Origin of the sequence: Pantoea coffeiphila (assembly GCF_016909495.1) — a bacterium.
GTDB classification, from domain to species: Bacteria; Pseudomonadota; Gammaproteobacteria; order Enterobacterales; family Enterobacteriaceae; genus Erwinia; species Erwinia coffeiphila.
The window spans coordinates 619,400-639,836 of the sequence record NZ_JAFBFW010000003.1 but is presented as its reverse complement, the minus strand read 5'-3'; the positions used below and the strand labels follow the sequence as shown (position 1 = coordinate 639,836).

Here is a 20,437-nt window from a genome sequence, read left to right as displayed (position 1 = left end):
ACAGAAGAAAAGACGACTGCCGTACGCCACTGTGCGGCAGTCGTTATCGGGCTTAGCCTTTGTTAGCTGCCTGAACGTGCAGCATATCTAACGCCAGCGTTGCCGCTGCCAGAGCAGTGATATCCGACTGGTCGTAGCCCGGTGCCACTTCCACCAGATCCATCCCCACAATATTCATTCCCTGCAGGCCGCGGATCAGTTTGGTCGCTTTATCGCTGGTCAGCCCACCGATAACCGGCGTACCGGTACCCGGCGCGTGAGCCGGATCGAGGCAGTCGATATCAAAGGTCAGATAGATTGGTAGATCGCCGACGATCTGTTTCACCTGAGCAAGAATATCGTCCACGCTGCGATCGTTAACCTGTGCAGCATCCAGCACATTAAAGCCCAGCGACTTGTCGAACTCGGTACGAATACCGATCTGCACCGAATGCTCCGGCGAGATCAGGCCCTCTTTCGGCGCGGTATGGAACATGGTGCCGTGATCGAAGGTTGGACCGTTGTCATAGGTATCGGTGTGGGCATCGAAGTGCACCAGCGCCATCTTACCGAAGGTTTTCGCGTGCGCGCGCAGCAGCGGCAGCGAGATATAGTGATCGCCGCCGAAGGTCAGCATGCGCTTGCCGTTCGCCAGCAGTTTTTCCGCATGCGCCTGCAGCTTATCGCTCAGGTCCTGAGAATCACCGAAGGCATAAACCAGATCGCCGCAGTCAATGACGTTAAGACGCTCACGCAGATTGAACTGCCACGGCCAGCGGCATCCTTCCCACGCCAGATTGGTAGAAATCTGGCGGATAGCGCCCGGCCCCAGACGGCTGCCCGGGCGGCCGGAAGTCGCAGCATCAAAAGGTACGCCGGTGATCACCCACTCGGCATCGCTGTCGTACGGCTGGAAGTTGACCGGGAAACGCATAAATCCAAATGCATTTGAAACCAGAGAGTTATCATACTGATTACCCAAAGTGTTGTGCATAACGACTCCTTAATTGACTGTTCAGCCAGCGCTGACGGCTCGCTACAGATGAAAAAAAATCCCCGCCGCGTCGTTAGGCCCGACGAGAAAGGGATTTGGGGTTGGTGAGCGAAATATCACACCAGATTATGCCTTTATTTTAGCATGTTCAGGGGAACGCGTGTGAAGCGCTTACCCCATTCCGTCCTAAAAAATCAGCCATTATAAAATAGTCAAAATTAGACTATTGACGAAAGCAACAAATGACCTCATACTCGTTTCATCATCTGGAGGCGCTATGAATCTGACACGACATGCTTACAAGCGAATGAATGAGAGAGGTATTCAGCAGGCTTTAATTGATATCGCACTTGAATTTGGTTCAGATTCAGGCGATGGAGAGAAAGTTATTCTGGATAAAAAAACGATTACCGCAATGATGGGCACATTATCTGGTCTTCTTCGGCAACTTGAAAAACTGAAAGGGCGAGGTGGACTCACAGTTGTTGAAGTGAACGAGATGCTTATCACTGCTTACTATAATAATTCGTTCGATGCTAAAAAGAGAAAAAACAGCGATGAAAAACGTTACGATAAATGAAGAGCATTTTGGTCAGGGATCTTTAGGCCAGACTAAAAACACCCCAACTAAATTAAATATAAAAATCAATAAAGTTGACCTGACGATTCTGGATGAACTGGCTGCGCTGACCGACGATACGCGTTCTCAGGTCGTTAATGCAGTGATTGAAACCCTGGTATATAAATTCTTCAATCAGGACGTGGAAAATTTTGATACTCGCTACCTGCTGGCATCAGAGGCGGACAAACGTAATCCTGAATTAAATAATTCATTATCCATTGATAAAAGCTGGCTATACGAAATCGATCCAAATGGACAGATCGGTCACGTGGAAAATAACTATTACCAGCAACAGAATTTTTATTCTCAAGAACATGATGATATCAAGTCAATCCTTTCCTCCAGTGTGAAAAAATAAAATGAAAAAATTGTCTCAGGTTATCAACGAACGTTTGGCTAACAGCAACAGCAGTGAATATGTCACTATCAGCTATCGACCAAATCATAAAGTTGCAGCCATGATCGATGTGATGTGTGATATTTACGGCCAGAACAAAGCAAATTTGTTTTACGATAAGATCAGTGAACTACTGTCAGAATATCTTCTTACTTCGAAGGAAAGCATTCCACTGATTAAGAAAACTGCCGAGGAGTACAGCGAGGACGAGCTTTCCCGCTCATGCCTGGGAATATTAATGGAAAGAGGTACTCTCTCCGTAGACTGGCCCCAGGATGAAAAAATTCGCCAACAGATTGTTGATGCTTTAAAGGGATGAGCCTGTGAACAATCATACTGACGTAGAAAAATACTTTATTACTCAGGGCTCCTATCGTGGCCTGACCTACCAGTTTGGCATCAATTTTTCAGATGTTACCGTATCATTATGCCAGCAGTATTATGATAATAATAATTTAAGATTCTTGCTCACCGATCGCGATATTTCACTACTTTGGTTAACGCGGGCTCTGTTCAAAGAACTGGATAATCGTTTTATTCATCAGGCACGCCAGAAAACTCAGAATATGAGTTTATTATTTGATAATAAGACGACACCAAAATATCATAAATCCGAACATTGCAATGCATTGCTTAACAACTATATTAATTTTGAAGCCCCCCCGGAAATCACCGCGCGTGGGGAAAGCGAAGTACTAAAATGCAAAAAATTCGCCCATGACAACCGACATCTTTTACAGGAGGATGAAGAGAAATTTATCCTGCGCCTCTCCGCGCAGTTTGCATTGAAAAATCCACCAGTGAAGCTACAGAAAAACAACTCCGGACGCTATCAGTTTAGTTCGCTATCTCTGGAAGAGATAAAAATAGTTGTTGATGAAAAAGTTGAAAAAGCAAAGGCGCTGATGGCTGAACACCAGGATGTGTGTAACAAGCGTTATAAGCCTGCGCGCAATATGCAAAATGATTCAGAGGCGTTGAAATTATGGCTACAAGAGTTAAAGCCGGCGCTGATGGAAGCACTGTTTCAGTACGGTTTGAGAAAATTTGGCCCGAAAAATTTTAGCTTCGAAAAATCATTTCTGGAAAAGTTTGGCTTTGAGCCTTGCATGATGTGCTGTAAATAAAATGGCTGCGATGAGATATTCTTTACTGCTTGAAATTTTACCTGTGGTAAATAAAGCTCAGATAAGGCTGAACGGATAACCGTTCAGCCTGATTATTACTTACTCATCTTCTAAATAAGTATACCCGTACAGGCCCGCTTCGAACTCTTCCAGGAACTGCGCGCGCAGGTCGTCGTCGAGATCGCTTTCTTTGATCTGGTTACGGAAATGCGTCAGCAGCTCGGCAGGATTCAGCTGCACGTACTCCAGCATATCCGCCACGGTATCCCCTTCGTCAGACAGCTGAACTTCCACGCTGCCGTCGGAGAAGGCGAACACGTCAACCGCTTCGGTATCTCCGAACAGGTTATGCATGTTGCCGAGGATCTCCTGATACGCACCAACCATAAAGAAGCCCAGCATCGGTGGATTATCCACGTCGTACTGCGGCATCGGCATGGTGGTGGCAATCCCGTCACCGTCAACATAGTGATCGATGGTGCCGTCCGAGTCACAGGTGATATCCAGCAGCACCGCACGGCGCTCCGGCACTTTGTTCAGCCCTTCCAGCGGCAGTACCGGGAACAGCTGATCGATACCCCACGCATCCGGCATTGACTGGAACAGAGAGAAGTTGACGTAAATCTTATCCGCCATCCGCTCCTGTAGTTCATCAATAATCGGACGGTGCGCGCGGTTGCTCGGGTCCAGATGCTGCTGAATATAGTTACAGATGTTGAGATACAGCTGCTCGGCCCAGGCGCGTTGAGTCAGATCGTAGGTGCCCTGCGAATAGCCGGTGTGGATATCGTGCAGATCCATCTGGCTGTCGTGCAGCCATTCGCGCAGCGAGCGGCGGTTGTTCGGCTCGTGCATCTCCTGCCAGGTATCCCACATGCTGACGATCGGGCGTGGGGCATCTTCAGACGGTGGCTGCGGCGTGCTGAATTCGTTGCGCTCTACGCCGATGATGTTGGAAACCAGTACGGTATGATGCGCAGTCACCGCACGACCGGATTCGGTGATCACCGTCGGGTGCGGCAGGTTGTGCTCTTCACAGGCATCGCCAATCGCCCAGATAACGTTGTTGGCGTATTCGTTCAGGCCGTAGTTCACCGAGCAGTCGCTCTGGGAGCGCGTGCCTTCATAGTCAACGCCCAGACCGCCGCCGACGTCAAAGCACTGAATATTCACGCCGAGCTTCGCCAGCTCAACGTAGAAACGCGCCGATTCACGTACGCCGGTGGCGATATCGCGAATGTTGGCCATCTGCGATCCCAGATGGAAATGCAGCAGCTGCAGGCTTTCCATCCGCCCGGCTTCGCGCATGATCTCAACCAGCTTCAGCACCTGAGTCGCCGACAGACCGAACTTCGATTTCTCACCGCCGCTCGACTGCCACTTGCCGGAACCCTGTGAAGCCAGGCGCGCACGGATACCGAGGCGCGGCACGACGTTCAGGCGTTCAGCCTCTTCCAGCACCAGCTGGACTTCGGTCATTTTTTCCAGCACCAGATAGACCTTGTGGCCCATCTTTTCGCCGATCAGCGCAAGGCGGATATATTCACGGTCTTTATAGCCGTTACAGACGATCACTGAACGGGTCATCCCGGCGTGCGCCAGTACCGCCATCAGTTCGGCCTTGGAACCGGCTTCCAGCCCCAGCGGTTCGCCGGAGTTGATCAGGGATTCAATGACGCGCTTATGCTGGTTCACCTTAATCGGATAAACCAGGAAGTAGTCGCCGCGATAGCCGTAGGATTCGCGCGCACGCTTGAAGGCTGCGTTAATTGAACGCAGGCGATGTTGCAGGATCTGAGGGAAGCAAAACAGCGCCGGTAAACGCTGGCCGTTGGCTTCGCGTTCTTTTACCAACTTCGCCAGGTCAACGCGCGCTTCAGGGACGTCGGGGTCCGGGCAAACGCTGATGTGGCCCAGTTCATTGACGTCATAGTAGTTATTGCCCCACCAGGCAATATTGTAAGTACGCAGCATTTTGCTGGCTTCTTGATCGCTCATGGCCACCTCCTGCATGGAGCGGAGAACACCCTGTTCGCCCGCTGACGAACCCATCACATTCTTTATGTCGTCAGACATTGCGAACCTCAAATTGTAGTAAAGCAAAACAGCAAGCCGCCGCAGAATTAACCTGTGACGATGACCCATCAATTACCGGGATGTTCAGTCTGGCAGACTGAAGTACCGCTAAAATCGGTTTCTGAAGTATAACATTGTAAAACACGTCGCGGACTCCGTATAACGGGTCAGAAAACCAATAGAGACAACTCTCAGGTAAATCTGAGAGAACCTGGTCACAACGTCAGAAGCAGATTAACCGGCGCTGGTGTCGGGATTGTTACCAACACGCACAAAATTTCGGCGAACTGTACAGGGAGTCGTACCGCATGAGGGGAAATTGAACACGCCGGGATGGCGTAACTGAACGAGTGAAACACCGTGGTTCATTACTGTTGTCACCTCCACACACACCGACCGGCGCGTGGAAAAACCAAAAACTGCGGGTGAAAGCCAGCGCGTATTTTTCATTGCTGGCGGGTCAGTTGCATGCCTGAGAAAGCGGTCAAAGGCAGCGCCGTTTTATACAGCTACGCCACTAAAATTGCAAAATCTAAATGTGCCGGATGCGATATCTGTCAGGATAATTTTCCACTTTTTACAAATGATAAAACGCCACTCGGCAAAAAATGCTGGCAATCCGCTTAACGTGTAACCTAAAATAGCCATCCAGATGTTAATCCATCTATACTGGTTAACTTCTAAGCGTCTTTGATTTACCTCCGTTACTACGGGGGCGATATCCCTGAAAAGGATAATCACTGCTCATGGCTTTGCCTGAGGGGGGCGCTAAGAACAGATATCTGTCCTGGATTTCAGGCTAATCTCCAGTTTTTGCGCTATGCAGTCGATCTTCAACCCGTATTAGTAAGGTAAAGAATATAATGGCTAAACACCTGTTTACTTCCGAGTCCGTATCAGAAGGACATCCTGATAAAATCGCCGACCAGATTTCCGATGCCGTGCTCGATGCAATTCTCGAGCAGGACCCGAAAGCACGCGTGGCCTGCGAAACCTATGTAAAAACCGGCATGGTGCTGGTTGGTGGTGAAATTACTACCAGTGCATGGGTTGATATCGAAGAGATCACCCGTCAAACCGTGCGCGATATCGGCTATGTTCATTCCGATATGGGCTTTGATGCCAACTCCTGCGCCGTACTGAGCGCAATTGGTAAACAGTCTCCTGACATTAACCAGGGCGTTGATCGTACCGATCCGCTTGAGCAAGGTGCCGGTGACCAGGGCCTGATGTTCGGCTATGCCACCAATGAAACCGACGTGCTGATGCCCGCTCCGGTAACTTACGCACACCGTCTGGTGCAGCGCCAGTCTGAAGTCCGTAAAAGCGGTAGCCTGCCATGGCTGCGCCCGGATGCGAAAAGCCAGATCACCTTCCAGTACGATGACGGCAAAATTGTCGGTATCGACGCAGTGGTACTGTCTACTCAGCATTCCGAAGACATCTCGCAGAAAGATCTGCAAGAAGCCGTGATGGAAGAGATCATCAAGCCGGTTCTGCCCGCTGAGTGGATCAATGCCAGCACCAAATACCACATCAACCCGACCGGCCGTTTCGTTATCGGTGGTCCAATGGGTGACTGTGGTCTGACCGGTCGTAAAATCATCGTTGATACCTACGGCGGCATGGCTCGCCACGGCGGCGGTGCGTTCTCCGGTAAAGATCCATCAAAAGTTGACCGTTCAGCGGCGTACGCGGCGCGTTACGTAGCGAAAAACATCGTGGCTGCCGGTCTGGCCGACCGCTGCGAGATTCAGGTTTCCTACGCTATCGGCGTTGCAGAGCCAACGTCCATCATGGTGGAAACGTTCGGCACAGAGAAAGTCTCTACCGAGCAGCTGACTCTGCTGGTGCGCGAGTTCTTCGATCTGCGCCCTTACGGCCTGATTCAGATGCTGGATCTGCTGCATCCGATCTACCGCGAAACTGCGGCCTATGGTCACTTTGGTCGCGAGCATTTCCCATGGGAAAAAACCGACAAAGCCGCTCTGCTGCGCGATGCTGCCGGTCTGAAATGAGTTTTCTGCCGCTGTGCTGAGGGTGCTTTCGGGCTGCCCTCCAGCGTGATTAAGCCGCCGTCTTTTAGATGGCGGTTTTTTTTGCTTCGCTTTATCGTGTGTGCGAGGGTTCCCAGCCTCTGCCGCGGGTACCGGGCGTCCTCGCGCCACGCTTCGCGTGGTGCCTTCGGCTTCGGCATCCGGCCTCCCGGACCGGCGAAGACGGGCGTCCTGCCCGGCTTCGCCTGACGCCAGCTTCCCTGCTGGCATCTCCTGGCCTGCTGCCTACGTCTCAGCGCTGCGGATTGCCCGGTACCCGCGGCAGAGGCTGTTCCCTATGACCTTCAGAGTCGCGGTTTTACAAACAACTATTCCCTTCAGAACGTTTATTGCAGGTGTTCAGGCATATCTGGACTGCAACCTGCCCCCCTCCATCGAGCGTCGTGCTCGCTGTCTATCTTATCTGGCATGCATCACGGAAGCAGCACAGCAGGCTGACTGTTCACCCGACCGGATAATCCGCAGCGCTGAGCGGAGAAAGGAAGCCAGGATTCGGCCGCATGGACGCGGACGAAAGACAAAGCCGGGCCATGGACGGCCCGTCTTTGGCGGTCCGACAGGCTGACGAACGTAGCGAAGGCACCACGCAAAGCGTGGCGTGAGGACCATCCGGGCGGGGGAACAGCCAGCCAGCGCAATCTCCATAGTAACCAACGTCCATCAGCTCATCAGCTCATCAGCTCATCAGCTCATCAGCTCATCAGCTCATCAGCTCATCAGCTCATCAGCTATTTTCGACATCCACATACATATTCCGCAACCAAAAATTAACACCCGCACAACCAGCTACACTCTAAGTAACCCAATGCGCTAAATTGGTATCGGTTACACAAACAAACACTCTATATTTCCTATATTTAAGACATCAGCTCATTGCCATAAATATACAAAATATTATATTTTCAGAAACATCCGGCAACCATTAATCACAGTGAGAAAAAATACAACAAAACATCGTTAAATACTGATTAAAAGGCCGGTTTATGCACCTTGCCTAAGCTTTAACCTAACACAGCAAGTGTAACCGATTACACTGATGTGACCTAACGCACAGTCTGATGGAAGCAGGTTGTCTAACATTGACCGCAACAATAAGCAGTCATTAATGGAGGCATCATGCCTGGAACAAAAACTCACAGCAGAACATCGAACAAGGCTATGACCCTTTTCGTCTGTTTCCTTGCTGCCCTGGCCGGCCTGCTGTTTGGCCTGGATATCGGCGTGATTGCCGGTGCCCTGCCGTTTATCTCGAAAGATTTCAACGTCACCGCTCACCAGCAGGAGTGGATCGTCAGCTCCATGATGTTTGGTGCCGCCATCGGTGCCATCGGCAGCGGCTGGCTGTCGTCTTATCTTGGCCGTAAAAAAAGCCTGATGATCGGCGCCGTTCTGTTCGTTATCGGCTCACTCTGGTCAGCCTTTGCGCCGAACGCGGAAATGCTGATTATTGCCCGCGTACTGCTTGGCCTGGCCGTTGGCGTAGCGTCTTATACTGCTCCGCTTTATCTGTCTGAAATCGCGCCGGAAAAAATCCGTGGCAGCATGATCTCGCTCTACCAGCTGATGATTACCATCGGTATTCTGGGTGCGTACCTGTCCGATACCGCCTTCAGCTACAGCGGCGAATGGCGCTGGATGCTGGGCGTGATCACCATTCCCGCCCTGCTGCTGCTGGTTGGCGTGTTCTTCCTGCCAAACAGCCCGCGCTGGCTGGCGGCGAAAGGTAACTTCCGCGATGCGCAGCGTGTGCTGGATCGCCTGCGTGACACCAGCGAACAGGCAAAGCGCGAACTGGATGAAATCCGTGAAAGCCTGAAGATCAAGCAGTCCGGCTGGGAACTGTTTAAAGACAATAGCAACTTCCGCCGCGCGGTGTGGCTCGGCATCCTGCTTCAGGTAATGCAGCAGTTCACCGGCATGAACGTGATCATGTATTACGCGCCGAAAATCTTTGAAATTGCCGGTTTCGCCAACACCACCCAGCAGATGTGGGGGACGGTTATCGTCGGCCTGATCAACGTACTGGCGACATTTATTGCTATTGGTCTGGTAGACCGCTGGGGCCGTAAGCCAACGCTGATCCTCGGCTTTATGGTGATGGCGCTGGGTATGGGCATTCTGGGGACCATGCTGCATATCGGCATTAACTCCGCAGCGGCGCAGTATTTTGCGATTGGTATGCTGCTGATGTTTATCGTTGGCTTTGCAATGAGCGCCGGTCCGCTGATCTGGGTACTGTGCTCCGAAATTCAGCCGCTGAAAGGCCGCGATTTCGGTATTACGGTTTCCACCACCACCAACTGGATCGCCAACATGATCGTCGGGGCCACCTTCCTGACTATGCTGAATACGCTGGGTAACGCCAACACCTTCTGGGTGTATGCCGCACTCAACCTGTTCTTTATCGTGCTGACGCTGTGCCTGATCCCGGAAACGAAAGGCGTTTCTCTGGAACATATCGAGCGTAACCTGCTGAGCGGTAAAAAACTGCGTGATATCGGTTCCCGCGACTGATCATCCTACGGCCGGAGCAATCCGGCCGTCTTATTGCTTCTCTCTTCCCGCCACCGTATTCTCTGCGCTATGAAATCCCAACGACTCCCCATCGCTCTCCAGCAGTCCGTTATGCGCACGCTGCGTGAAAAACTGCAGCTGGCGAATCAACGGCTGGAACGCAATTATCCCGAACCTCGGCTGGTTTATCAGCAGCGCGGCACGGCGGCCGGCACTGCCTGGCTACAGGACTGGGAAATCCGCCTTAATCCGGTACTGCTGCTGGAAAATCAGCAGGCATTTATTGATGAAGTGGTTCCACATGAGCTGGCGCATTTACTGGTCTGGAAGCACTTTGGCCGCGTAGCGCCCCACGGCAAAGAGTGGAAATGGATGATGGAGAGCGTGCTGGAGGTTCCGGCCCGCCGCACGCATCAGTTCGCTATCGCTTCCGTGCGCAGCCAGGCCTTCCCCTATCGCTGCCGCTGCCAGCAGCATCAGCTGACCATTCGGCGACATAATCGCGTGGTTCGCGGCGAAAGTGAGTACCGCTGCCTGCACTGCGGTGACATTTTGCAGCCGGGTGAATTTAAAAGCGCCTAAAAGTGCGAAAATCCAGCAAGCACCTGACAGTATCAGGCTAATTTATAAGCTAATTATTCGCTATTATTGGAACTTCTGTTACTCTCCGGGCTTTCTCACGGATCACAGAATTTCTGGAATATGTCTCGCAAAATTTTGGCCTCGCTGGCTTTTTCACTGTTGCTTCCCGTCTTTTCTTCACAGGCGTTGAGTCTGGACAACTATCATCAAAATAACTTCAGTCAGGCAAAAGCCTATGCGGCACAGATCAATGCCGATGCGCCTGGATCTTTCTACTGCGGCTGTAAAATCACCTGGCAGGGCAAGAAAGGCGTTCCCGACCTCGCCTCCTGCGGCTATCAGGTTAGAAAAAACGCTAACCGGGCCGAGCGCATCGAGTGGGAACATGTGGTTCCGGCATGGAGCTTTGGCCACCAGCGCCAGTGCTGGCAGGATGGCGGGCGCAAAAACTGCGCAAAAGATGATGAATACCGCCGAATGGAAACCGATCTGCATAATCTGCAGCCCGCCATCGGTGAAGTTAACGGCGATCGCGGCAACTTTATGTACGGCCAATGGAACGGTGGCGAACAGCAGTACGGCCAGTGCGCGATGAAGGTCGACTTCAAAAACAAGCTGGCAGAGCCGCCCGCCCGCGCCCGTGGTGCGATTGCCCGCACCTGGTTCTATATGCGCGATACCTATAAGCTGCAAATGTCACGACAGCAAACGCAGCTGATGACCGCCTGGAACAAGCTTTATCCGGTTAACGCATGGGAATGCGAACGCGACAATCGGATTGCCCGTGTGCAGGGAAATCACAACCCCTATGTACAGCAGGCTTGCCAGCGGTAAAATCACTGACCTAAACTGCACAACAGCCGTTCTTAAGGGGCCGGATAGTGAGGCTCCCACTTTTACAGGATTATCGATTGCTATGCGAGTACCGCGCATTTATCACCCCGAGCCGCTACAGGCAGGAAGCGAAGTTGCCCTCTGTGAAGATGCGGCGAACCACGTTGGCCGCGTACTGCGCATGGGACCGGGCCAGGCCGTAGAGCTTTTTGATGGCACTAATCTGACTTTTTCTGCTGAGATTATCCATGCGGATAAAAAGAGCGTGCGCGTTAAAATCACCGAAAGCCGCGCGGACAGCCGCGAATCCCCGCTGCATCTGCATCTCGGCCAGGTGATGTCGCGCGGCGAGAAGATGGAATTCACCATCCAGAAAGCCGTTGAGCTGGGCGTTAATGTCATTACCCCCTTGTTTTCTGAACGCTGTGGCGTAAAGCTGGATGCGGAAAGGCTGGCGAAGAAAATCCAGCAGTGGCAGAAAATTGTCATTGCCGCCTGTGAGCAGTGTGGCCGCAATAGCGTTCCTGAAGTGCGCAACGCGATGACGCTGGAAGCCTGGTGTGCAGAGCAGGATAGCGGCCTGAAGCTAAATCTTCATCCGCGTGCGGAGCACAGCATTAATACGCTGCCGCTGCCTGTAGAACGCGTACGCCTGCTGATAGGCCCGGAAGGCGGTCTTTCTGCTGATGAAATCAGCATGACGACAGGCTATGGCTTTACCGATATTCTGTTAGGACCGCGCGTGCTGCGCACCGAAACGACCGCCCTGACGGCAATTACCGCGCTACAGGTTCGATTTGGCGATCTGGGCTAAGCCCATTGTGCTTAACAACCGCGGTATCGAAACCGATATCCTGGCGAGCCTGCAAGCGACAATGACGCTGCAGAGCCGAAAACTATGACACGGCACGTTAGCTACCACTGGAGAGAAGAATGATTAAGCTTGGCATCGTGATGGACCCGATCACCTCCATCAATATTAAAAAAGACAGCAGCTTTGCGATGCTGCTGGAAGCACAGCGCCGTGGTTACGAAATTCACTACATGGAGATGAACGATCTCTATCTGCGCGGCGGCGAAGGCCGGGCGCGTACCCGTCTGCTGAGCGTTGAGCAGAATTACGACAAATGGTTTGAATTCGGCAGCGAGCAGGATATCGCGCTGGCCGATCTGAACGTGGTGCTGATGCGTAAAGATCCGCCGTTTGACACCGAGTTTATCTACGCCACCTATATCCTTGAGCGTGCGGAAGAGAAAGGCACGCTGATCGTGAACAAACCGCAGAGCCTGCGCGACTGCAACGAAAAGCTGTTCACCGCCTGGTTTGCCGAGCTGACGCCGGACACGCTGGTCACCCGCAACGCCAGCCAGATCCGCGAGTTCTGGCAGCAGCACGGTGATATCATCCTCAAGCCGCTGGACGGCATGGGCGGCGCATCGATTTTCCGTATCAAGCAGGAAGACCCTAACCTGTCGGTGATTATCGAAACGCTGACCGAGCACGGTAACTTTTACTGCATGGCGCAGAATTATCTGCCAGCGATTAAAGACGGTGACAAACGCGTTCTGGTGGTGGACGGCGAGCCGGTGCCTTACTGCCTGGCGCGTATTCCTAAATCCGGTGAAACACGCGGTAACCTGGCTGCCGGTGGTCGCGGTGAAGCACGTCCGCTAACCGAAAGCGACTGGGAAATTGCCCGCCGCGTAGGGCCAATCCTCAAGCAGAAAGGCCTGATTTTTGTCGGTCTGGACATTATCGGCGACAAGCTCACCGAAATTAACGTCACCAGCCCAACCTGCATTCGCGAAATTGAGTCAGCGTTCCCGATTTCGATTACCGGAATGCTGATGGATGCCATTGAAAAGCGTCTGGCCTGACCGCCACGCCGGGGCAGGATGCCCCACGGCTCACCCATTAACCATCCGACGGCAGCAGCGGATGGTTAATCCAATAACAGAATATAAAGTATGAATTTACAGCATCATTTTTTGATTGCCATGCCGGCCTTACAGGACCCTCTGTTTAAGCGCTCCGTCGTCTATATCTGCGAGCACAACGATGATGGCGCGATGGGGCTTATCGTCAATAAACCGATGGAAAACCTGACGGTTGATGGCATTTTGCAAAAATTAAAGATTATGCCTACACCGCGCGATCCCGAGGTTAAACTGGATAAACCGGTCTTTTCCGGCGGCCCGCTGGCGGAGGATCGCGGTTTTATACTGCACTCCGCGCAAACCACTTTTGCCTCCAGCATTCGCGTTTCAGATAACACCATCGTCACCACCTCGCGTGATGTACTGGAAACTCTCGGCACGCCGGATCAACCTGAGCAGGTGCTCGTTGCGCTGGGTTACTGCTCCTGGGAGAAAGGCCAGCTTGAAGACGAGCTGCTGGAAAACGCCTGGCTGACTGCTCCGGCGAACAGCAACATTCTGTTCCGCACGCCAATCGCCGAACGCTGGCGAGAAGCGGCCAAAAGCATTGGCATCGATATCCATAAGATGACCAGCGAAGCAGGACACGCCTGATGAGCTCAATGACACTACTGGCGTTCGACTTCGGCACCAAAAGCATTGGCGTGGCCATTGGACAGCAGCTGACCGGCACCGCCCGTCCGTTGACCGCGCTGAAAGCACAGGACGGCATCCCGGACTGGAACAAAATTGAAGCGCTGCTGAAAGAGTGGCAGCCGGACCGCGTTGTCGTTGGCTTGCCGCTGAATATGGACGGCACCGAACAGCCACTGACCGCCAGAGCACGCAAGTTTGCCAACCGCCTGCATGGCCGCTTTGGCGTGCAGGTCGATCTGCACGACGAGCGCCTCAGTACGGTGGAAGCTCGTGCCGAACTGTTCGAACGCGGCGGCTTCCGCGCGCTGAGCAAGGGCAGCGTGGATTCACTTTCAGCGGTGATCATTTTAGAAAGCTGGTTTGAGAATAACTATTAACCCGCTCGCACAGCCCCTGAACATCATCCAGGGCAGAGCATCCAGCTGCCAGCAATGCTGATGCTGATGCTGATGCTGATAATGACGCTGAAGCGTACTCTACTCCGGTAATAGCCCCTGCCGCCGACGTTCCGCCAGGCTCTGTTCAAAGGTTTGCATTCCCAGCTGGCTGCCGGTTTGCAACAGTGCGGGCAGCTGGTGCGTTTTCCCCTCGCGGATCAGATTGGCCGCGGCCGGGCAGTTAACCATCACTTCAAACAGTCCCACCCTTCCCCGCTCCGCCGCCACCAGCCGCTGGGCTATTACGGCTTTCAGGCTACCTGCAAGCTGGCTGCGGATCAGGTTTTTCTCCTCACCGGGAAAGACGTCCACCAGCCGCTCAACCGCCTGCGCTGCACCGCGCGCGTGCAGCGTGGCCAGCACCAGGTGGCCGGTTTCCGCCGCCGTCAGCGCCAGTCGGATGGTTTCGCTGTCGCGCAGTTCACCCAGCAGAATAACGTCCGGATCTTCGCGCAGCGCGGCACGCAGCCCGTCGGCAAAACAGGAAAAGTGCGCTCCCAGCTCGCGCTGCTGGATCAGCGAACGCCGGCTGGTATGTAGAAACTCAATCGGATCTTCCAGCGTCAGGATATGGCGCTGCTGCTGCTGATTAATACTGTCAATCAGCGCCGCCAGCGTGGTGGATTTACCGCTGCCTGTCGCACCGGTGATCAGGATAAGCCCCTCGCTCTGCTGTTCCAGCGAGGCAACCACCGCAGGCAGATGCAACGAAGCCGTACTCGGGCACTCACTGGCAATCAGCCGCAACGCCAGCGACAGCCCGCCGCGCTGGCGAAACAGGTTGGCGCGCAGCCGAACTCCGGCCTGCGTCAGTGCAAAATCCAGCTGGCCTTGCTGTTTCAGCTCCTCCCTCTGCGTTTTGGTCAGGGTCGTTTCCGCAAACTTTTCCAGGCTGGCATTGCTGACTTCTGCCCAGTCGCTTAGCGGTTCCAACAGCCCATGCTTTCGCCAGAATGGCGAATAGCCACTACAGAGATGCAGATCTCCTGCATTATGCTTTACACTAAGGGCCACAATTTCTTCAATATCCATATTTTTTCCCTGACTATGACTTCGATTGAGCACAACTTACAGCAAGTCCGCCAGCGGATCTCAGCGGCGGCAAGCCAATGCGGCCGCGATCCACAGGACATTACGCTGCTTGCAGTGAGCAAAACCAAACCTGCGAGCGCCGTCGCAGAAGCCGCCGCGGCCGGGCAGCGCTGCTTTGGTGAAAACTACGTGCAGGAAGGGGTGGATAAGATCCAGCTGCTGGCCGATCTCAATCTGGTATGGCACTTTATCGGTCCCCTGCAATCCAACAAAAGTCGGCTGGTAGCGGAGAATTTTGACTGGTGCCATACGGTCGATCGTCTGCGCATCGCCACCCGACTGAATGAACAGCGACCTGACAATACCGAGCCGCTGAACGTGCTGATTCAGGTCAACATCAGCGATGAACAAAGTAAGTCCGGTATTACGCTGGCAGAATTACCGGCGCTGGCCCAGGCCGTGGCACAATTGCCGCGCCTGCGTCTGCGTGGGCTGATGGCCATCCCCGCACCGGAAGCGGAGTACGCGCGTCAGCTGGCGGTGTGCCAGCAGATGGCGGCAGCGCTCAAAGAGCTGCAAAGTGATTATCCTGAGGTGGATACACTTTCTCTGGGAATGAGTGACGACATGGACGCCGCGATTGCGGCGGGCAGTACCATGGTGCGTATTGGCACCGCAATCTTCGGCGCGCGCGATTATGGCAGCGTCGCTAATCACAACAACTGAGGAACCTCATGCTAGCGTTGATTTTTCTGGTAACAACGGTGATTGCCATATACATCAAAGTGTTGTTACTGCGCATCTGGATGCAGTGGGCGCGATGTGACTTCTATAACCCATTTTCACAGTTTGTGGTGAAAATCACTCAACCCATTATTAAACCACTGCGGCGCATTATTCCGTCCATCGGGCCGATTGATACCGCCTCGCTGCTGGTTGCCTATATCATTAGCGTCCTGCTGGGGCCGCTGGCGCTGCGCCTGTTCTACCCGGACCCGATCTTCCTCTACCTGGGCCTGGTAATTCTGGTGAAGGCCGCAGGCGTACTGGTGTTCTGGGTGATTATTATTCGTTCCCTGATGAGCTGGTTCAGCCAGGGGCGCAACCCGGTTGATTTTGTGTTGATGCAGCTGACCGAGCCGCTAATGGCACCGTTCCGCCGCATTATCCCGCCAATGGCCGGTATCGATTTCTCGGCAATGGTGGTGATTCTGATTCTGTATGCTCTGAACTTCATCGGTCTGGAATATATTCCGGGCTGGGCGCAGTTCTGATTGAGTCTGCAACGCTGATGCTGCCTGCTACCGGCTGCATCAGCGCCTCAGCTTTGATAGTTTCTGATTAATTTTCTGGATGTAATATGCAAAAAGTCGTACTCGCCACCGGTAACCCCGGTAAAGTTCGTGAGCTGGCACATCTGCTGGCTGAGTTTGGCCTGGATATCGTGGCACAGACGGAACTGGGCGTGGAGTCAGCCGAAGAAACCGGCCTGACCTTTATTGAAAACGCCATTCTTAAAGCACGCCACGCGGCGGAAATCACCGGCCTGCCGGCGATCGCCGATGACTCCGGGCTGGCGGTAGATGCCCTTGGCGGCGCACCCGGCATCTATTCCGCGCGCTACGCGGGCCTGGACGCCAGCGACCAGCAAAATCTCGATAAACTGCTGGTTGCGCTGGAAAACGTGCCGGACGGGCAGCGCCAGGCGCAGTTCCACTGCGTGCTGGTCTACGTGCGCCACGCGGCCGACCCGACGCCGCTGGTGTTTCACGGCAGCTGGGCAGGTGAAATTGCACGCAGCGAAGCGGGCCAGGGTGGCTTCGGCTACGACCCGATTTTCTATGTGCCGGAGCTGGGAAAAACGGCAGCAGAACTGAGCAAGGACGAAAAGCGGGCGGTTTCTCATCGCGGTAAAGCGTTGAACCTGCTGCTGGACGCCATGAAGAATGGCTAATCTCCCACCGCTGAGCCTGTATATTCACATTCCGTGGTGCGTACAGAAGTGTCCCTACTGTGATTTCAACTCCCATGCGTTAAAGGGTGAGGTGCCGCACGAAGAGTACGTGCAGCACCTGCTCAACGATCTGGATGACGACCTGCCGCTCACCTCCGGGCGTGAAGTCGGCACCATCTTTATCGGTGGCGGCACGCCCAGCCTGCTGAGCAGCGAAGCGATGCAGATGCTGCTGGACGGCGTACGTGCGCGTCTGCCGCTGTCGCCGACGGCGGAAATCACCATGGAAGCCAACCCGGGTACCGTTGAGGCCGACCGCTTTAGCGGCTATCAGCGCGCCGGGATTAACCGAATTTCCATCGGCGTGCAGAGCTTTAGTTCGCAGAAACTGGAGCGGCTGGGGCGCATTCATGGCCCGGGCGAAGCCAAACGTGCGGCAAAGCTGGCCGAAAGTCTGGGCCTGCGCAGTTTCAACCTCGATCTGATGCACGGCCTGCCTGACCAGTCGCTGGAAGAGGCGCTGGACGATCTGCGCCAGGCGATTGAGCTGAATCCGCCGCATCTGTCGTGGTATCAGCTGACCATCGAGCCGAACACGCTGTTCGCCTCACGGCCGCCGCGCCTGCCGGACGATGATGACCTGTGGGATATTTTCGAGCAGGGCCACCAGCTACTCAGCGCGGCGGGCTATCAACAGTATGAAACCTCGGCCTATGCCAAACCTGGCTATCGCTGCGAGCACAACCTCAACTACTGGCGCTTTGGCGACTATCTGGGGATTGGCTGCGGCGCGCACGGCAAGTTAACCCAGCCGGACGGCACGATTATCCGTACCACCAAAACCCGCCATCCGCGCGGTTTTATGGCAGGAAAATATCTGGATAAGCGCCACGACGTAGCGGATGCCGATAAGCCGTTCGAGTTCTTTATGAACCGCTTCCGCCTGCTGGAAGCCGCACCGCGCGCGGAGTATCAACGCTATACCGGCCTGCCGGAAAGCAGCGTGCGCGCGCAGCTGGATGAGGCGCTGGCGAAAGGGTATCTGACGGAAACGGCGGAATACTGGCAGATTACCGAGAAAGGAAAGCTGTTCCTGAACTCGCTGCTTGAGCTGTTCCTGGCGGAATAATTTCTTCAGGAAAAATGATGGATACCCGCGCATCCGACGGCGGGTATCCATGCTGATGCTGGCCGGGCAGGCACTTTCGGTCAACCTGCCCGCCAGCGGTTAATTCAGCGCGGCTACCAGCGACTTGCGCTGCGTTTCCAGACTGGTAACGCGATTACAGACTTCGTGGCCGAAGTTCTGGAAATCCTGCTCCTGATTGCTCCATTCGGCCTGAATCGCCTGCTGTAATCCTCCCAGATTGCCCATAATCGCCTGCAGCGGGTTATCGTTGCCGCTGGCCTGCTTGCGGCCCATTTCATTCAGGCTGTCCTGCACCACGCCGCCCATCGCGCTCTGTACCAGCCGCTCGCCGTCCTGGCGCACCTGCTCAATTGCCTGATGGTGGAAAGTCAGACCGTCGCTGCGATGCTCAATAATACGGTTCATCTGCTGTTTAAGCTGGCCGTCCAGCGTGGTCAGACGCTGGCGCACGTTGCTGTTTTGACCCAGTTTTTCCACAATCACCCGATCCAGCGCCACGCGGCCTTTCTCAAGACGCTGCTTCGCACCATTATCAATCCACGGCAGGTCGCGGCGCAGCGCACTCTGGTAATCAATGGCTTTCTGACGAGTGGCATTATCCACGCTGACCGGCTGGCCGTTGCGCTGTACCTCGCCCTGCGGCGTAATCACCAGATTTCCATTGGCCCCGACCACCTGCACCTGCGCAGGCGAGATAACAACATCATCCTGAGGATTAACGCTGCACTGATAATCCGCCTGCGCCTGACCGGCTGCCAGCAGCAGTAGTGCGCCGCCAATTAGCGTTTTTCGCATGAATTTTGCTCCTTAAATGACAAAGGGCGACCGGTAAACGCGATCGCCCTTGATTCGATGAGCGATGTTATCCGCCCGTCGTTTGGTTAACCCTGATCTTTTAGTCCCACCAGACGTCGAAAAGTTCGGTGACTTTCACGTCATTCAGCTTACGCGCTTCCAGCCAGTTACGGACCAGTTCGCGGTGCTCATCGGTGCATTTACCGATTTTTTGCAGGCAGATCAGGCCTTCCCACTGCAGATAGCCGCTGCCGTCAAACGCCAGGCCGTTAGGTTCGATCACTTCTTCGATCAGGGCATCAACGGTGCTGTCGATGCTCTCTCCGCTGGTCCCTTCTGCGAAGCTGAAGCCCACGGAGAAACCTAACTCCTGGAACTCATCAATGTGCATTTTCTTACGAAGACGACGACTGCGTTGTGTAGCCATTATTTAACCCTCTCGAACATCAGATCCCACACACCGTGGCCAAGACGCTGGCCGCGCTGCTCAAATTTCGTTAGCGGACGCGACTCCGGGCGTTCCACCCAGTTAGCCGTTTCCGACAGATTCTTATAACCGTCAATGCTGCTCATCACTTCCAGCATATGCTCGGCGTAGGCTTCCCAGTCGGTTGCCATATGGAACACACCGCCCAGCTTCAGCTTGCGCATTACGCGCTCGGCAAACGGTACCTGCACGATACGGCGCTTATTGTGGCGCGCTTTATGCCACGGGTCCGGGAAGAACAGCTGCACCATGCGCAGGGAGTTATCCGGGATCATATTTTCCAGCACTTCCACCGCATCGTGACACATCACCCGCAGGTTGGTCACGCCAGCTTCTTCCGCCGTCGCCAGACAGGCGCCCACGCCGGGTGAATGCACTTCAATACCGAGGAAATTCTGATGCGGATTACTCGCCGCCATACTGACCAGCGACGCCCCCATACCAAAACCGATTTCCAGCACGACCGGCGCATCGCGACCAAACAGAGTGGTGAAATCGATCGGCTCCGGCTGATATTCCACGCCCATTACCGGCCACAGCGTATCCAGCGCCTGCTGCTGACCTTTGGTCAGGCGGCCCTGGCGGCGCACAAAGCTGCGGATACGGCGCATTGCGCGGCCATTTTCATCGAATTCCGGTGAGATAACATCATTTTTCATCGTTCTGCCTGCCGCTGTGCACTTTGGAAAGCGGGCATTATGCCTTCAGCAGGTGAAAACATAAAGATCGCCCTGCCAACGGAACGGTATTGCCCGAATGGCTGCCAGTATAGCTGCTGCCAGCCTTTCAGCCAGTGGAGATCGCCCGGTGAAGGCGCTTCGTTTCG

General features: G+C 54.2%; 22 protein-coding genes. 16 read left to right on the top strand and 6 right to left on the bottom strand.

Annotated features, from left to right (window positions below; genetic code table 11):
• Positions 1-52: 52 nt before the first annotated feature.
• Positions 53-973, bottom strand: coding sequence for an agmatinase (gene speB, locus JOE09_RS12635; protein WP_105592366.1), 921 nt, complete (start codon positions 971-973; stop codon positions 53-55).
• Positions 974-1,250: 277 nt separating this feature from the next.
• Between speB and JOE09_RS12630 the strand changes: the two genes are divergently transcribed.
• From JOE09_RS12630 to JOE09_RS12615, 4 genes are read left to right on the top strand one after another with little or no spacing between them, the layout of a single operon-like run.
• Complete coding sequence (locus JOE09_RS12630) at positions 1,251-1,553, top strand: DUF4258 domain-containing protein (protein ID WP_205066006.1); 303 nt, start codon at positions 1,251-1,253, stop codon at positions 1,551-1,553.
• Positions 1,531-1,953, top strand: a complete 423-nt coding sequence (locus tag JOE09_RS12625; RefSeq protein WP_205066005.1) for a hypothetical protein — start codon at positions 1,531-1,533, stop codon at positions 1,951-1,953. The genes JOE09_RS12630 and JOE09_RS12625 overlap by 23 nt, the downstream gene beginning before the upstream one ends.
• A gap of 1 nt (position 1,954) precedes the next feature.
• Complete coding sequence (locus JOE09_RS12620) at positions 1,955-2,311, top strand: hypothetical protein (RefSeq protein WP_205066004.1); 357 nt, start codon at positions 1,955-1,957, stop codon at positions 2,309-2,311.
• A gap of 4 nt (positions 2,312-2,315) precedes the next feature.
• Entirely contained in the window at positions 2,316-3,119 is an 804-nt protein-coding gene (locus JOE09_RS12615; protein WP_205066003.1) for a hypothetical protein, read from the top strand.
• A 99-nt stretch (positions 3,120-3,218) separates the two neighbouring features.
• On the opposite strand, the gene speA is transcribed toward JOE09_RS12615, so the two are convergent.
• Entirely contained in the window at positions 3,219-5,195 is a 1,977-nt protein-coding gene (gene speA / locus JOE09_RS12610) for a biosynthetic arginine decarboxylase (protein ID WP_205066002.1), read from the bottom strand.
• A gap of 863 nt (positions 5,196-6,058) precedes the next feature.
• Here speA and metK point away from each other — a divergent pair.
• From metK to ruvX, 8 genes are all read left to right on the top strand, one after another.
• Positions 6,059-7,213, top strand: a complete 1,155-nt coding sequence (gene metK / locus JOE09_RS12605) for a methionine adenosyltransferase (RefSeq protein ID WP_105592372.1) — start codon at positions 6,059-6,061, stop codon at positions 7,211-7,213.
• Positions 7,214-8,368: 1,155 nt separating this feature from the next.
• Positions 8,369-9,766, top strand: a complete 1,398-nt coding sequence (locus tag JOE09_RS12600) for a sugar porter family MFS transporter (RefSeq protein ID WP_205066001.1) — start codon at positions 8,369-8,371, stop codon at positions 9,764-9,766.
• A gap of 69 nt (positions 9,767-9,835) precedes the next feature.
• Entirely contained in the window at positions 9,836-10,348 is a 513-nt protein-coding gene (locus tag JOE09_RS12595) for a SprT family zinc-dependent metalloprotease (protein WP_105592374.1), read from the top strand.
• Positions 10,349-10,468: 120 nt separating this feature from the next.
• Positions 10,469-11,182, top strand: coding sequence for a deoxyribonuclease I (gene endA / locus JOE09_RS12590; RefSeq protein WP_200546313.1), 714 nt, complete (start codon positions 10,469-10,471; stop codon positions 11,180-11,182).
• A gap of 82 nt (positions 11,183-11,264) precedes the next feature.
• Positions 11,265-11,996, top strand: a complete 732-nt coding sequence (gene rsmE / locus JOE09_RS12585) for a 16S rRNA (uracil(1498)-N(3))-methyltransferase (RefSeq protein WP_205066000.1) — start codon at positions 11,265-11,267, stop codon at positions 11,994-11,996.
• Positions 11,997-12,115: 119 nt separating this feature from the next.
• A complete protein-coding gene (gene gshB / locus JOE09_RS12580) occupies positions 12,116-13,060 on the top strand; it encodes a glutathione synthase (protein ID WP_105592377.1) in 945 nt (314 codons plus the stop codon).
• Between the two features lie 90 nt (positions 13,061-13,150).
• Positions 13,151-13,714 (top strand): YqgE/AlgH family protein, encoded by a 564-nt coding sequence (locus JOE09_RS12575; protein WP_105592378.1) that lies wholly within the window; start codon positions 13,151-13,153, stop codon positions 13,712-13,714.
• Entirely contained in the window at positions 13,714-14,133 is a 420-nt protein-coding gene (ruvX, locus tag JOE09_RS12570) for a Holliday junction resolvase RuvX (protein WP_205065999.1), read from the top strand. Before JOE09_RS12575 ends, ruvX begins: the two co-directional genes overlap by 1 nt.
• Before the next feature lie 99 nt (positions 14,134-14,232).
• Here the strand turns inward: ruvX and JOE09_RS12565 are convergent, their stop codons facing one another.
• Positions 14,233-15,225 carry a type IV pilus twitching motility protein PilT gene (locus JOE09_RS12565; protein ID WP_205065998.1) on the bottom strand — a complete coding sequence of 331 codons (993 nt, stop codon included), beginning with the start codon at positions 15,223-15,225 and terminating at the stop codon, positions 14,233-14,235.
• A gap of 15 nt (positions 15,226-15,240) precedes the next feature.
• Here JOE09_RS12565 and JOE09_RS12560 point away from each other — a divergent pair, with 15 nt between their 5' ends.
• The 4 genes from JOE09_RS12560 to hemW all read left to right on the top strand — a co-directional run bounded on the left by JOE09_RS12560 (position 15,241) and on the right by hemW (position 18,308).
• Positions 15,241-15,951, top strand: a complete 711-nt coding sequence (locus tag JOE09_RS12560; protein WP_205066153.1) for a YggS family pyridoxal phosphate-dependent enzyme — start codon at positions 15,241-15,243, stop codon at positions 15,949-15,951.
• An 8-nt stretch (positions 15,952-15,959) separates the two neighbouring features.
• Positions 15,960-16,499: a YggT family protein gene (locus JOE09_RS12555; RefSeq protein WP_105592381.1), complete on the top strand. Its 540-nt coding sequence runs from the start codon at positions 15,960-15,962 to the stop codon at positions 16,497-16,499.
• Positions 16,500-16,585: 86 nt separating this feature from the next.
• Positions 16,586-17,179, top strand: a complete 594-nt coding sequence (locus tag JOE09_RS12550; RefSeq protein ID WP_105592382.1) for an XTP/dITP diphosphatase — start codon at positions 16,586-16,588, stop codon at positions 17,177-17,179.
• Positions 17,172-18,308, top strand: a complete 1,137-nt coding sequence (hemW, locus tag JOE09_RS12545) for a radical SAM family heme chaperone HemW (protein ID WP_105592383.1) — start codon at positions 17,172-17,174, stop codon at positions 18,306-18,308. Before JOE09_RS12550 ends, hemW begins: the two co-directional genes overlap by 8 nt.
• A 99-nt stretch (positions 18,309-18,407) precedes the next feature.
• Here the strand turns inward: hemW and JOE09_RS12540 are convergent, their stop codons facing one another.
• From JOE09_RS12540 to trmB, 3 genes are all read right to left on the bottom strand, one after another.
• The gene (locus JOE09_RS12540) at positions 18,408-19,124 is read right to left on the bottom strand and encodes a YggN family protein (RefSeq protein ID WP_200546308.1); all 717 of its coding nucleotides are present in this window, start codon (positions 19,122-19,124) and stop codon (positions 18,408-18,410) included.
• A gap of 100 nt (positions 19,125-19,224) precedes the next feature.
• A complete protein-coding gene (locus JOE09_RS12535) occupies positions 19,225-19,551 on the bottom strand; it encodes a YggL family protein (RefSeq protein ID WP_105592385.1) in 327 nt (108 codons plus the stop codon).
• The gene (trmB, locus tag JOE09_RS12530) at positions 19,551-20,270 is read right to left on the bottom strand and encodes a tRNA (guanosine(46)-N7)-methyltransferase TrmB (RefSeq protein ID WP_200546307.1); all 720 of its coding nucleotides are present in this window, start codon (positions 20,268-20,270) and stop codon (positions 19,551-19,553) included. The genes JOE09_RS12535 and trmB overlap by 1 nt, the downstream gene beginning before the upstream one ends.
• Between the last annotated feature and the right edge of the window lie 167 nt (positions 20,271-20,437).